This window comes from Actinomyces sp. ph3, assembly GCF_000308055.1.
GTDB lineage: Bacteria > Actinomycetota > Actinomycetes > Actinomycetales > Actinomycetaceae > Pauljensenia.
Genome location: NZ_CAGY01000003.1, coordinates 106,432 through 120,170, shown reverse-complemented (window position 1 = coordinate 120,170; position 13,739 = coordinate 106,432). Strand labels below are relative to the sequence as shown.

The window sequence follows — 13,739 nt, the reverse complement described above, 5'->3', positions numbered from 1 at the left end:
CTCCTACGAGGCGGGCCTGAGGATATAGCCGGCTCCCCTGACCGTGTGAATCATGGGTTCGCGCCCGGCGTCGATCTTCTTACGCAGATAGGAGATATACAGTTCGACGATGTTTGCCTGGCCACCAAAGTCGTAAGACCACACTCGATCAAGGATCTGCGACTTCGAGAGGACAACATTTGGGTTTTCCATGAAGTAGCGCAGCAGCTCAAACTCAGTGTTGGTGAGCGTAATTGCTTCACCACCGCGCGCAACATCGTGAGAGTCCTCATCCAGGGTCAGATCACCAACGGTCAGAACGCGTTCAGCGGTGACCGAAGCCATGCCAGATCGGCGAAGCAGTGCGTCAATACGCGCAGTGACTTCATCGAGGTCGAAAGGCTTAGTGACGTAGTCATCTGCACCTGCACGCAGTCCGGCAACGCGGTCGGCAACGGCGTCACGTGCCGTCAAGAACAGGACGGGAAGGTGTGGCTTGCGCTTACGCAGGCGTTCCAGGGTTTCCATTCCATCCAGTCCGGGCATCTGGATATCCAAGACCACGACATCGGGATCGAAGGTATCGGCTTTATCCAGTGCTTCCCAACCGTTTGCTGCCGTTTGGGTTTCCCAGCCCTGGTGGCGCAGTGCTGATCCAAGTAGCTCGGCCAAGACTGATTCGTCATCCACAACAAGGACGCGCACCGGTGTCCCATCGGGGCGAATAAAGCTGGACTCTGTTGTACTCACGTCGCGATCCTTTCACAATTTCCGCGGAAATTCAGGACATATTGCGCCGGCCTTCCATTGCCCGTCCCAGGGTAATGGAATCCGCATATTCCAAATCGCCGCCCACGGGAAGTCCCATAGCAAGGCGCGTTGTTGTCACACCGATTGTCGAAAGGGTGCGCGCTAGGTACGAGGCGGTTGCCTCTCCTTCGATATTCGGGTTTGTCGCGATGATGACCTCTTGAACAACACCATCTGACAGGCGTCCCAGAAGCTGACGAATACTGAGCTGATCGGGGCCAATCCCGTGGATGGGATCAATAGCGCCGCCCAGAACGTGGTAGCGTCCGCGGAACACCCGCGAGTTCTCAATGGCCTGGATGTCCTTGGGTTCTTGGACAACACAGATCACGCTGGGATCACGCCGCGGATCACGACAGATCGAGCATTCATCGTCTTCGGTGAGGTTCCCGCAAACAACACAGTGCTTGACCTGATGACGGACCGCATTGATCGCAGTGGTCAGGCGCTCGACGTCCTCAGGCTCGGCCTCGAGAAGGTGCAAAGCCATACGCTGCGCGCTCTTTGGCCCCACTCCGGGAAGTTGTCCCAATTCATCGATGAGGTCTTGAAGAGCTCCTTCGTACATGCGTCACCACCCACCCTGATCGTCAGTCTTTTGTTCGATGATGGTTCCGCCCAAAATATCCAAAACTGCTGGAATTCCAAAGAGATTTGATTCGGACATGTCCTGATCATCGATGCTGGCGCTATCGTCCTCTGCCGCAGAAACGCTGGGGGTTGCGGGAATTTCCTGCGCTTCTTCCTCTGCCGAGGCCTCCGCTGAAGCTGCCGGCTCCTCATCTGAACGCGCGTTGCCAGTCGAATGTGTGTCGTCGCTAGAGCGCGCGTCATCTTCTTCCATGCGTGCAAAACGCTGCGAAGGAAGTGGCGTAACCTCGGCGAAGTTTGGAACTTCAGGAGCTGATTCTTCTTCAAGCGGGTCAAAACTTGGAGGCTGAACGACAGTTTCACTCCAACCAGAAGTCGCGACAGGCTCATCCTCTGGTTCATCGTCATCATCAGGTTCAGGCGACGGAGCGGGCACTTCCTGCAAGTCCTGCTCTACCTCTTCAACCTGATCCCCCGAATCAAAAGGGGGCGGCGCCTGAGTATGCCAATCGTAAGATTCCGGTGCCTGCGGATCATAGGGTTTCGAGGCATCGATCGGTTCGGCCGGAACATGGAATTCCGGTGCCGGCGCGGCTTCGGGCGCCGAAGCGTCTGAGTTGCCCAGCCCAGAGGGGAGCGATTCTTGAGCAGGTGAAGCCTGAGCAACTCCGGCCTGCGCGGGTGCGGCCTGGGCTGGCGTGCTCTGCACAGGAGCCGCAACGGAATGTGCATTGGCAGAAGGCGTTGAAACTGCTGGCCCACCACCGGATTGCCCCACCTGTGCGCTCACGTGCAATCGAACACCCAAGACGTCATAGATCGTGTCTTCCACGATCTGCGCTCGTCCCCCGTTTGTAAAGCTTGCGACCATCCCTTGACTGGGGAAGAGGATGACCAACTGGTCTCCGTCAACGGCTCCCAATTGCCCGTTTTGAGACAGCAAGCTCCACACAACCCTGCTGTGCGTGGCCAAGCGCTCAACAACATCTCCCCAGCGCTGCCGTACAAGATCCGCATTGGGTGCAGCAGCGGAGTGTGAAACCTGCGCAGGTGCTGGCGCGGGAGCGGACGAATGAGAAGGCGCAGGAACTTGCTCCGAAGCCTTTTCAGACACTTCATGGGCAGCGTCACGAGGCTTCTGAGCAGCAGGAGCATCAACAGGAGCGCTGTGCTGCGCAGGTGCATCACTATGAGCAGCAGGGCGAGCGACCTCCCAGTCGCCGGATGAGGGCTGAGGCTGAGGAGCGCGTTCTGCTTGTCGAGGCGAATCAATACGGCCATCGACGAAAGCTTCTGGCGCCACCGAGGTGCCCTGGTCTCCGCTCTTTTGGGCTTTCTTGCGTGCAAGAGCTTCGCGTGCCTGACGAGCACCAAATGAACCCGAGCCAGCCGGGGCCTCGGCAGGGGCACCGCCCCCAACCAAGCCAACTCCGCCAGAGAGCGGTCCCGGGGTACCCGCCATCCCGCCAGCGACCGCTGCAGGTGCTACTCCATAGGCACCAGCAGTGGCATCAACGCCCCCACCGGGCACCAAGATTCGGCCGATGAGCAACTCAAGCTGCAACCTGGGTGAGGTCGCGCCAGTCATGGAGCGAAGGGCCTCGTCAGTGAGGTCAGCAGCGCGCGACAAGGCCTGCGTGCCCCAGTTCTTTGCCTGGACGCTCATGCGTTCAAACTGATCGTGAGGCGTTCCCACCAAGACATCGTTGGCGCCATCACCCGCGACAGCAATAATCAACAGATCGCGTAAGCGCTGCAAGAAATCTTCGACAAAACGACGCGGGTCATGACCTGAAGACACCATTTTTTCGATCACGCGATACGCAGCACCGCCGTCGCCCCCTGCAAGGGCATCGACAGTCTCATCTAAAAGCGCAGTATCCGTGTAGCCCAAAAGAGCAACAGCGGTCTTATATGCAATCTCTCCATCGATTGCGCCGGCCATCAACTGGTCCAAGACCGACAGAGAGTCACGCACAGAACCGCCACCGGCGCGGATGACCAGGGGAAGGACGCCTTCACCGACGCGAATATGCTCTTCATCGCACAGAGTCTGCAGGTAGGGTTCCAAAATATCCGGCGGAACCAAGCGGAAAGGATAGTGATGCGTACGGGAACGGATGGTTCCAATGACGCGCTCGGGTTCCGTCGTCGCGAAGATGAACTTTACGTGCTCGGGCGGTTCTTCAACGAGCTTAAGCAGGGCATTGAAGCCTTGGGGGCTGACCATGTGGGCTTCGTCGATGATGAAGACCTTGTAGCGGTCACGCACCGGCGCAAAAGTGGCGCGCTCACGTAGGTCACGCGCGTCATCCACACCACCGTGCGAGGCGGCGTCAATTTCAACAACGTCGAGTGATCCCGGACCACCGGTTGCCAGTTCACGACAGGACTCACACTGACCGCAAGGTGTATCCGTTGGACCTTCAGCACAGTTCAGGCAACGCGCCAAGATACGCGCAGAGGTCGTCTTTCCACACCCGCGCGGACCAGAGAATAAGTACGCATGATTCACCCTGTGGGCACGCAGTGCTGCCTGAAGGGGTTTGGTCACGTGTTCCTGGCCGATGACCTGTTCGAAGGTATCGGGCCTGTACCGGCGATAAAGAGCTGTCGTCACACTTGAACTTTACGGCCCCGCGCGCTCATTTGCGTCCTGTTTTCACCACAAGCCGCAAGAACACAGCGAAAATCATAAAAGTGGAGGCCCAAGCAGTTTCCCACTGAACACTGTCTGAGTCACTTCGTTGTCGCCAGGCCAGCGGTAGTAATGCAGATATAAAAGAATCCCCCGCATACCCGGCAGCGCACCCTTATCCTTGCTGCATTCCTGCCCTGGGGAGGTTCGGATGATACCGTCACGCGGAGGATCCGGGAACAGTTTACACAGAGCAAGGCGCACGCGGCGAGCCAGAGAAGTGTGAACCAGCGCTATGGCTCACGAAGGACCAAAGATCTGTCGACCAACGTTATCATTGCAACAACGAGGGTACCTTGAGCCACCGCCAAGCAAATCAGCTTATTAGGAGCCGATTTTCAGGATATTTTATGTGAGTTGTATCATCTAGCTAGGCAGACAAATCTGCCTAGCTAGTGATCGATTCGTAAAGGCGCGCATCATGACATTTGAAGACTCGCTTTCACTCCTCGCTTCTCGCGTTGTAACGAACTGGGAACAAACAGAAACCGAGGAAGCGACAAAGACTGCGTTCATCCTCCCATTTATCTCCACAGTTCTTGGCTACGACATTTTTGATCCTCAAGAGGTCATTCCTGAATACACCGCCGATATCGGAGTCAAGCGCGGCGAAAAAGTCGATTACGCAATCATGGGCGCGGGAACTGTCCGAATGCTTATCGAGTGCAAGAAGATTAGCGGCGATCTCACACCCTCACATGCAGGACAACTGTTCCGCTATTTCTCGGTAACAAACGCGAGGATTGCAATCCTTACGAATGGACGGCAATACAATTTCTACACAGATCTTGAGCAGCCAAACAAGATGGACGAAAAGCCATTCCTCGTTTTGGATCTTGCCGATATTGACGAAACTCTTCTTCCTGAGCTGCGGAAGCTCACCAAGGATCAGTTTGACCTCGACTCAATTATGAGCGCGGCAGAAGAACTGAAGTACGTCGGAGCAATCAAACGCGAAATTGCGGCAGAGTTCAGGGAGCCATCTAGCGATTTCATCCGCCTTTTCGCATCTCGTGTGTACGGTGGCCGTCTCACTCAACCTGCTCTCGAGAAGTTCGTTCCTCTGACCAGTAAAGCAATGAACCAGTTCCTCGCGGAACGCGTTAATGATCGTCTCAAGAACGCTCTGGGAGCTGACAGTAATACCGTGATTCCCTCAGCAATGACAAGCTCCTTTGAAATTGCTACAGACCCTGAACCAAACGAGGCACCAACACGAGCCTCTTCTGACATTGAAACCACCGAAGATGAGCTCGCGGCATTTTATATCGTTAAAGCAATTGCCTGTGCGGAGCTGCCTCCCGAGCGCATTGCATGGCGCGATGCTAAGAGTTACTTCTCCGTGCTCGTAGATGACAATAACCGGCGCCCAATCTTGCGCTGTTACTTCAACGGACGAAATAAGTACCTCGTATTCCTTGACGACGACAAGAATGAAACGCGTGTAGACATCTCTGTCGTTGAAGACATCTATCTTCACGTTGATGCAATTCGTGAGGCAGCTCGAAGGTGGAAGTAAAACAGGATCGCTTTGGAATACCGGCTGGGCTATAAAGAATATTGATGCAACCCCAGTAGTAGCTGTTCAAGTTACCGAATGGTGGTGTGGGAGCAGAGAGTTCCCACACCACCATTCTGATCTATTCCGTTTATTAGGCTCCTCAAAACCAACAAAAAGCCCGGATTCACAAGGAATCCGGGCTCAACTGCGGAGGATGGGGGATTCGAACCCCCGAGGGCTTGCACCCAACACGCTTTCCAAGCGTGCGCCATAGGCCACTAGGCGAATCCTCCGGAGCGTGAAACACGCACCCCGTAATGCTAGCGGAATTCGTCGAAATCACGAAATTTTCACGCCAGCTTTTAGCGTGGAATCCCTCACGAAGAGCGCCAGAATAGTGCCATCCAGACCAGGAACCAGATCAGAATCCCTACAACTCCGGCGATAATTGCCGCAATCGACGCCCTGCGTCCCACACCGTTCATACTCGTCGAACCGACAAGTCCAATGATTCCTAGAATCACGGCTGCAATCGCGGGAAAGAAGAATATTGAGAGCGTGCTTACCCACGCCGCAATATTTGCAATCGTATTGACCTGCGGTTTGGGAGAGGTGTAACCGGGGCTTGCAAACACATCAAGCAACGAGGTGTCGTCACTGCCCGGGAACACCATGCTCTGTGGCTGTTCGGACTTTGGCTGCCCTAAGTGTGGAGTTGGTCCATAGGGGTCTAGGACGGTCGAGGCCGTTGCTGGATTGGCAGCATTGGCTGCGCTTGTCCCACTGCCGCCGGGAGCATAGGGATTGAGTGCCATGAATACCCTCCGATACTCCTACGACCTACACACACATTGATTCCTTCCTCAAGCATGCCATATCTCATGCCTTCAAGGTCAATACTGCAGCACTAGGCCGCAACCGAACGAAGTAAGGCCGTCCTGTGAGGCGCCACATAGCGAGCACTTTTACACAATACTCAGATTTCGGTCTATGCTGGTGTTCCGACCGGTTTCGGCCCAGACCCTTCAACTGATCGGAGATTTAGCAGCATGTCTGTTGCACAATCAGGATTCTTCCGCTGGAAACTTCATGGCGATGGCACCAGTATTGCTCCCGGTGACGTAGTTCTTCCCGGCGAACGTCTTTCTTGGCCTCGAACAATTGGAATTGGCGCACAACACGTCGTTGCAATGTTCGGGGCAACTTTTTTGGTTCCTTTGCTCACCGGTTTCCCACCGTCAACGACATTGTTCTTCTCGGCAATTGGAACGCTCCTCTTCTTCCTTATCACTGCAGGACGACTCCCAAGTTATTTGGGGTCGTCCTTCGCTTTAATTTCGCCGATCTTGGCGGTCTCCGGAACTAAGGAACTTGGCCCGAGCTTCGCACTGGGCGGCATCATCGCCACCGGTGCAACCCTGGCTCTTGTCGGCATCATCGTTCACTTCGCAGGTGTTCGCTGGATCGATGCGATCATGCCCCCGACCGTTACAGGCGCAATCGTTGCCCTCATCGGCCTGAACCTTGCACCCGCCGCATGGAACTGGGTGAAGACCGGCCCCATCACCGCAGTCATCACAATCCTCTCCATCTGCTTGATCACGGTTCTGTTCAAGGGAATCATCGGCCGCCTCTCGATCCTCTTCGGCGTGCTCATCGGTTACATTGCTGCTGTCATCCAGCACGAGGTGAACTTCGATAGCGTTCGCGAGGCCGCTTGGTTCGGTCTTCCGCAATTCCACACCCCCTCCTTCTCCGTCTCCACCCTGGGCCTCTTCATCCCCGTGGTCTTCGTCCTCATCGCCGAAAACGTCGGTCACGTGAAGTCGGTTTCCGCAATGACCGGTGAAAACCTCGATGACCTGACGGGTCGCGCACTCTTCGCCGATGGTCTTTCCACCATGCTCGCAGGTGCGGGCGGCGGTTCTGGTACGACGACCTACGCCGAAAACATCGGCGTTATGGCAGCAACCCGCGTCTACTCGACGGCTGCCTACCTGGTCGCGGCCTGCTGCGCCTTCCTGCTCTCGCTCATGCCGAAGTTCGGTGCGCTCATCGCAACGATTCCCTCGGGTGTCCTCGGTGGCGCTGGTACCGTCCTCTACGGCATGATCGGCATGCTCGGCGTTCGAATCTGGGTCCAGAACCGCGTTGACTTCTCCAACCCGGTCAACCTCAACACTGCTGCTATCGCTCTGATTGTCGCAATCGCCGACTTCACCTGGAACATCAGAGGCATGACCTTCGGTGGCATCGCCCTGGGCACCGCCGCTGCGATCATCGTCTACCACGGCATGCGCGGTATTTCGAAGCTGCGTGGCACCAACCTTGAGCAGGCTTCGCCCGCTTCGGCTCCGGCAGGATCCGAACTCGAGAGCGAGCCCTACGCTTCACGGCATCGCTCCACTCAAGCCTGATCGTTTCTGATCACTGTGGCCGGGGTGTCCGAAAGGACACCCCGGCCATAGCATTTACCTCATTTCCGCTTAATACCAACGATTTCCTACTGAGCGTAGCTCGCTTACTAAACCGGATGTCCGTTACAGTTATGTGTTAACATCTGCTCATGCGCTCTGAATCGACACGGACTCGATGGGCATTTCTTCTTGTGATTTCACTGGGGCTGTTCATCGTTGCAGCCGATAACTCCATCCTCTACGTCGCTCTTCCTACCCTTCGATCTGAACTCCACACGACCCATCAGCAAGGCTTGTGGATCATCAACGCCTACCCTCTGGTTCTGGCCGGCCTTCTATTGGGAACCGGAACCCTGGGAGACAAGATCGGACACCGACGCATGTTCGAAGTTGGACTCGTCATCTTCGGTCTCGCATCCACTGCTGCGGCATTTGCGCCAAATGTCGCGATCCTGATCGCTGCACGAGGATTCCTCGGCGCAGGTGCTGCGGTCCTCATGCCTTCAACCCTTGCGCTCATCCGCCAGACCTTCCTTGAACCCCGCGAGCGCAACACCGCCATTGGTATCTGGGGATCCGTAGCCACCGTCGGTTCAGCCGTCGGCCCACTCTTGGGCGGCTTCCTTCTCACTCACACGTGGTGGGGAGCGGTGTTCCTGATCAACATTCCCATCGTCATCATCGCCTTGGTCAGCACTTACCTTCTTGCGCCTGACAATTACCCCAACCCCAAACGCAGCTGGGACTTCATGTCCTCCCTCTACGCGATGATCACCATGGTCGGCCTGGTTCTCACAATTGAAAACCTTGCTCACACACCTATTGACACGACCCTTGTCGCGACCGGCATCGTCCTATTCATCATCGGCATGCTGCTCTTCATCCATCGCCAGCGTTACCTAGACGTTCCTCTTCTGACCCTTGATGTCTTTCACAGCCGCCTCTTCACAGCGGGATTCCTCGGCGCATTCCTCGGCATGTTTGTGGTCTCTGGAATGGAAATCCTGACAACCCAGCGTTTTCAACTCTCAGCAGGTTTTACTCCGCTCCAAGCTGGCCTTGTCACAGGCGTCGTTGCTGTAGCGGCATTCCCGGGCGCTATTTTGGGCGGCCGCTACGTCGACCGCTTGGGATTTAGAACCGTCATTTCAGGCGGCTATGTCATTGCAAGCATCGCCGGAATCATTGCGATCATCGCTATCAAGGAAAACCTCTTCCTCATCTTCATGATCGCGCTCGCACTCCTAGGTACGGGAACTGGCCTGGCTATGAGCGTCACCTCAACTGCAATCATCGGCTCAGCCCCAGCCCGCCGGACCGGCATGGCCTCGGCAATCGAATCGGTTTCCTACGAGTTTGGAACGATGCTTTCGGTGGCGGTCTTGGGTTCACTGATGTCACTGTTTTACACTCTCAATGCGGCTCCCGAAGTCGCCCACAACATGGACGCTTCCGCCCACGACCCACTTCTTGCACCCATAGCCGCAAACGCCATCGATACCGCCTATACATGGACACTATCCATTGCGATCGCAGTTGCCCTGAGCGCTGCAATCGCAACAGCAGTACTTCTCAAAGACAATCCGAAGGAGACCAAGTATGCGCACGAGTAAAAAATCGCAGCTCATCCAGGCCGCCTTGGAGATCATCGATAAGAAGAGCCTGGACGCACTGACCTACGACTCCCTCGCGAAGGCCTCGGGAATGTCGAAATCCGGCCTTCTCTACCACTTCCCCTCTCGCACTGCGCTACTTTTGGCGCTCAACGAGCACTTGGCCTCGTCATGGAGGGCAAGCCTTCTCGAGGCCGCGGGAGCCCCTCCCGAGGAACTATCCGCCCGCGAACGCCTGCGCGCCGTCGTGGAAGTACTCTCGCAAAGTGCGACCCGCGCAGACCTTCTTTTGGCGCTCGATACTCATACGCGCGAAGAGGGCGCCGAGGTGTGGGATGAGATCTTAAGTCCCTGGTTGCTTCCTCGCGAAGAAATTTTGGCCGATCCAGATATTTACCTGCTGTACATCATTGCCGACGGCCTGTGGGTGCACGACCACATCAATTCCTACGATCTGACCACACAGGAACGCCGTGCACTGATCACGGCTGCATTGGCGTACTTGGATTCACTTCCTGACGTTTCTCAGGCGCACTTCTAAATCTCACCCGCGCGGGTGATCTCAGCTATTTCCGCAGTGCCAAGCAGGTGCTGGGACCCTTAAGGTCATCGTGATTTTCCTGAACACGCTGCAGATCCTCAGCGGTCAAGGCACCGTTGTAGAGCGAGCCCAGAAGGACCGTCACTCCCGGTTCGGTGTTATCGGTCAAGGTCACTCTCGATGAGGGGAAGAAACGCGCGACGGTGTAGGCCGCATCAACAGACTGAGGACCTGCTTGAATCTGAGCTGAGCCCGCATATTCAGGCGAGGAATTCGAAGGATCTGCCACCTGGAAGCCCACGTTCTTGAGCATGTCCGATGCATCGCGTGCAACACCCGAGCGTGACGTCGTATTGAAAACCTGTACCTTGATCGAGGACGTAGCCAGAGGCTGAGTTTCCTCGCTAGGGCAGGGGATATCCCCCGTCGAGGCGTACTTAACTTTTGCGGAAAAGCCGTTAAGGAAAGGGATGGGAAGAATTCCCGAGAGCACCAAGAGGCTGAGGACACTGAGTCCAGCCATCACCGAAACGACGATCGAGAAGACCGAATTCTGCTTAAGCTGGCGTTCGCGGCGATAGAGTTCGCGGCGGGACAGTTGGGGTTGTGGTGCACTCACAGGACTAACCTACTTCACGAATGGCACTTTGCGCACGAATTACGCCGAATTTCAGTAGAGCACCATTGTCAGAATCAGGGCAATAACAGCAATCAAGGGAAGTGTTCCCTGCTTAATGGCTGCGCTTCGCTTATCTGGAAACCAGAAGATAGCAGTTGCCGGGAGTGCAACTTAAAGCACTCCCGGCAACGCTGCGGCACCGCACGCTCAACCCCACTTCAGCGCGCATAGCGGCCGCTCACACACTCGACGCTCCCCCAAAACACAGAGTCGCCGAGCACGTTGTTTTATGCAGGCCTGAATTCAAAGGATTCAAACCCAAGCTTCTTGATGTCTTCAGCCATCGCCTCGACTTCCATATCCCACGCGCGGTCCCCCGCGTTAAAACCCTGGGCTGTCCCCAAAGCGCGAGCCTGCTGCAAAGCGAAGTGAGTTGCCCCCAAGTCCTTGACGCACGCGGCAACCTCGCGCGCATCGGAAGGACCATCCGGATACACCGTCAGGCGAACCTCATAGGCGACACCCGAATCCAACACCTCGCCCAAGCTCTCCCAGGCTTTTGGACCCGCGTTAGGACGCCCGGCCACGGCCTCGTACGCGGGACCCGACATCGCTTTAATGTCAATGCCCACCCAATCAACCAGGTCGGAACGCAAAATCTCACGCAGACGCGAAGGATAAGGACCCGCGGTGTGCAAACCAACCTCGAAGCCCAAATCGCGCACGCGCTGCATGGCCGGCAGAAGGGCCAACTGGCGCGTGGCCTCGCCACCGGAGAAGACCACCCCGTCCAGCAGACCAACTCGACGGCCCAGCAGGTCCTCAACTTTCTCCCAGGACACCACCCCGGGAATTTTCGGATCGATGATCGCCTGATTGTGGCAATACGGGCATGCCCACGGGCACCCCTGGGCGAATACCGTCGCCACAAATTTCCCCGGCCAGTCCACGCTGGACATGGGGCTCAGACCTGCGATCTGCAGGTCCGAGGCCCTCAAGGTCGCAAGGCTCATCGCTGATCCACCGGCGGGAAAGCACTGACCAGTTCACCGTGATCCGAAGCCGCAGCCTCGGAGAACATGGTGCGCTCGTTGTACTCACCCTTCTTACCGATATTGAACGATTTCACGGGGCGGAAGTAGCCCATGACTCGAGTCCAGACCTCGCACTCTTGCGGTTCGCGGTCGGGGTGAGCCTCGGCGCACTTCTCGCAGGTGAAGTGTTCGCCAGCGAGGTAGCCGTGCACAGGGCAAATCGAGAAGGTCGGGGTGATGGTGATGTAGGGGACCTTGAATGCGGTCAGCGAACGACGCACCATCTCCTTGCAGGCCGCACCCGAGCTCATACGCTCGCCCATGTACAGGTGCAAAACCGTGCCGCCCGTGTACTTGCCCTGCAAAACTTCCTGATCTTCCAAGGCTTGGAAGGGGTCGTCGGTGTAGCCAACGGGAAGCTGCGAGGAGTTCGTGTAGTAGGGCTGCTCATCGGTGCCGGCCTGGAGGATGCCCGGGTAGTGGAGGCGGTCGGCCTTCGCGAAGCGGTAGGTCGTGCCTTCGGCTGGGGTCGCCTCGAGGTTGTACATGTGGCCGGTGGCCTCTTGGAGTTCAACCATGCGCTCACGGATGTGATCGAGGATCGAGCAGCACATCTCAAAACCGAACTTATCGGTGATGTCGTACTGGTCTCCCGTGAAGTTGCGAACCATCTCGTTCATGCCGTTGACGCCGATGGTGGAGAAATGGTTATTCAGGTGTCCCAAGTAGCGCTTCGAGTAGGGGAACAGGCCGTGATCCATGTGGAACTGAATGGTTTCACGCTTGGCTTCCAGGGTCTGAGAACCCAGGTCAATCAAGTGATCCAATTCTTTAACGAGGCCGTCCATGTCGCCCGCGAAACGGTAGCCCAGACGCGCCATATTGATTGTGACGACACCGATGGAGCCCGTCAGTTCTGCGGAACCAAATAGGCCATTGCCGCGCTTGAGCAATTCGCGCAGGTCCAGCTGCAGGCGGCAGCACATCGAGCGGATCATGTGGGGATCCAAGTCGGAATTAATGAAGTTCTGGAAGTAGGGAAGGCCGTACTTTGCAGTCATCTCGAAAAGCGCGTCAACATTTTCGCCCTCCCAATCAAAATCGGGAGTCATGTTGTAGGTGGGAATCGGGAAAGTGAAGACACGGCCATCTGCGTCTCCCCCGGTCATGACCTCAATGAAAGCGCGGTTAATGAGGTTCATTTCCTCTTGGAGCTCGCCATAAGTAAAATCCACAACTTCGTCGCCAATGAGGGGGTGTTCATCAGCCAGATCATCCGGGCATGTCCAGTCGAAGGTGAGGTTGGTGAAGGGGCATTGACTGCCCCAACGCGAAGGAACATTGAGGTTGTAGATCAGTTCCTGCATGCTCTGGACGATCTGTTCGTATGTCATGTTGTCCAGGCGAACGAAGGGGGCCATGTAGGTATCAAAGGAGGAGAAGGCCTGCGCTCCCGCCCATTCGTTTTGCAAAGTTCCAAGGAAGTTCACGATCTGCCCGCACGCCGAAGAGAAGTGCTTCGGGGGTGCCGAGGCGATGGCCCCGCTGACCCCGTTGAAACCTTCTTGGATCAGTCGCTTGAGCGACCATCCCGCGCAGTAACCCGCGAACATATCGAGATCGTGGATGTGGATGTCGCCGCTGCGGTGTGCTGCTCCTGCTTCAGGGGAGTAGACGCGCTCCAACCAGTAGTTAGCAATCATCTTGCCGGCAGCGTTCAGGATTAGGCCACCCAGCGAGTAGCCCTGATTGGCGTTTGCATTGACGCGCCAATCGGAGCGGTCAAGGTATTCCTCGACGGTCGAGATCGCATCGATGTCATAGCGTGTTGTGGGAGATGTAGTCACGGTTTTCCTTTCCGAGCTTCAACACTGACATCGTGGTGGGGCACAATATCTAGTGCGCGAGACGAACGCGTCCCACAATATCTAGTGGT

At 56.4% G+C, this 13,739-nt stretch carries 11 protein-coding genes, 1 tRNA gene and 1 other RNA gene; 4 read left to right on the top strand and 9 right to left on the bottom strand.

The genetic code is table 11. The features are described from left to right. Positions 1-3: 3 nt before the first annotated feature. The 4 genes from HGAS_RS05035 to ffs form a co-directional block, all read right to left on the bottom strand. Positions 4-729: a response regulator transcription factor gene (locus HGAS_RS05035; protein WP_019126767.1), complete on the bottom strand. Its 726-nt coding sequence runs from the start codon at positions 727-729 to the stop codon at positions 4-6. A 31-nt stretch (positions 730-760) separates the two neighbouring features. Further along, complete coding sequence (gene recR / locus HGAS_RS05030; RefSeq protein WP_019126766.1) at positions 761-1,357, bottom strand: recombination mediator RecR; 597 nt, start codon at positions 1,355-1,357, stop codon at positions 761-763. 3 nt (positions 1,358-1,360) lie between these two features. Next, positions 1,361-4,000: a DNA polymerase III subunit gamma and tau gene (locus HGAS_RS05025; protein ID WP_019126765.1), complete on the bottom strand. Its 2,640-nt coding sequence runs from the start codon at positions 3,998-4,000 to the stop codon at positions 1,361-1,363. A gap of 158 nt (positions 4,001-4,158) precedes the next feature. After that, an RNA gene (ffs, locus tag HGAS_RS08735) (signal recognition particle sRNA small type) lies at positions 4,159-4,256 on the bottom strand. Positions 4,257-4,499: 243 nt separating this feature from the next. Between ffs and HGAS_RS05020 the strand changes: the two genes are divergently transcribed. After that, a complete protein-coding gene (locus tag HGAS_RS05020; RefSeq protein ID WP_019126764.1) occupies positions 4,500-5,597 on the top strand; it encodes a type I restriction endonuclease in 1,098 nt (365 codons plus the stop codon). A gap of 190 nt (positions 5,598-5,787) precedes the next feature. Here the strand turns inward: HGAS_RS05020 and HGAS_RS05015 are convergent. Both HGAS_RS05015 and HGAS_RS05010 read right to left on the bottom strand, forming a co-directional pair. Beyond that, positions 5,788-5,872: transfer RNA gene (locus HGAS_RS05015), tRNA-Ser, on the bottom strand. An 84-nt stretch (positions 5,873-5,956) separates the two neighbouring features. Beyond that, positions 5,957-6,394, bottom strand: coding sequence for a DUF4190 domain-containing protein (locus HGAS_RS05010; RefSeq protein ID WP_019126763.1), 438 nt, complete (start codon positions 6,392-6,394; stop codon positions 5,957-5,959). Between the two features lie 234 nt (positions 6,395-6,628). Here HGAS_RS05010 and HGAS_RS05005 point away from each other — a divergent pair, with 234 nt between their 5' ends. The 3 genes from HGAS_RS05005 to HGAS_RS04995 all read left to right on the top strand — a co-directional run bounded on the left by HGAS_RS05005 (position 6,629) and on the right by HGAS_RS04995 (position 10,150). Beyond that, on the top strand, positions 6,629-7,996 hold the full coding sequence (locus HGAS_RS05005; RefSeq protein ID WP_019126762.1) for a uracil-xanthine permease family protein: 1,368 nt from the start codon (positions 6,629-6,631) through the stop codon (positions 7,994-7,996). 149 nt (positions 7,997-8,145) lie between these two features. Beyond that, positions 8,146-9,609: an MFS transporter gene (locus HGAS_RS05000; RefSeq protein ID WP_019126761.1), complete on the top strand. Its 1,464-nt coding sequence runs from the start codon at positions 8,146-8,148 to the stop codon at positions 9,607-9,609. Further along, positions 9,596-10,150 carry a TetR/AcrR family transcriptional regulator gene (locus tag HGAS_RS04995; protein WP_019126760.1) on the top strand — a complete coding sequence of 185 codons (555 nt, stop codon included), beginning with the start codon at positions 9,596-9,598 and terminating at the stop codon, positions 10,148-10,150. The genes HGAS_RS05000 and HGAS_RS04995 overlap by 14 nt, the downstream gene beginning before the upstream one ends. Positions 10,151-10,175: 25 nt before the next feature. Here HGAS_RS04995 and HGAS_RS04990 read toward each other — a convergent pair whose 3' ends face one another. From HGAS_RS04990 to HGAS_RS04980, 3 genes are all read right to left on the bottom strand, one after another. Then, positions 10,176-10,769: a LytR C-terminal domain-containing protein gene (locus HGAS_RS04990; protein ID WP_019126759.1), complete on the bottom strand. Its 594-nt coding sequence runs from the start codon at positions 10,767-10,769 to the stop codon at positions 10,176-10,178. A 287-nt stretch (positions 10,770-11,056) separates the two neighbouring features. Beyond that, on the bottom strand, positions 11,057-11,782 hold the full coding sequence (locus HGAS_RS04985) for an anaerobic ribonucleoside-triphosphate reductase activating protein (protein WP_019126758.1): 726 nt from the start codon (positions 11,780-11,782) through the stop codon (positions 11,057-11,059). Next, positions 11,779-13,650 (bottom strand): ribonucleoside triphosphate reductase, encoded by a 1,872-nt coding sequence (locus HGAS_RS04980; RefSeq protein WP_019126757.1) that lies wholly within the window; start codon positions 13,648-13,650, stop codon positions 11,779-11,781. Before HGAS_RS04980 ends, HGAS_RS04985 begins: the two co-directional genes overlap by 4 nt. Between the last annotated feature and the right edge of the window lie 89 nt (positions 13,651-13,739).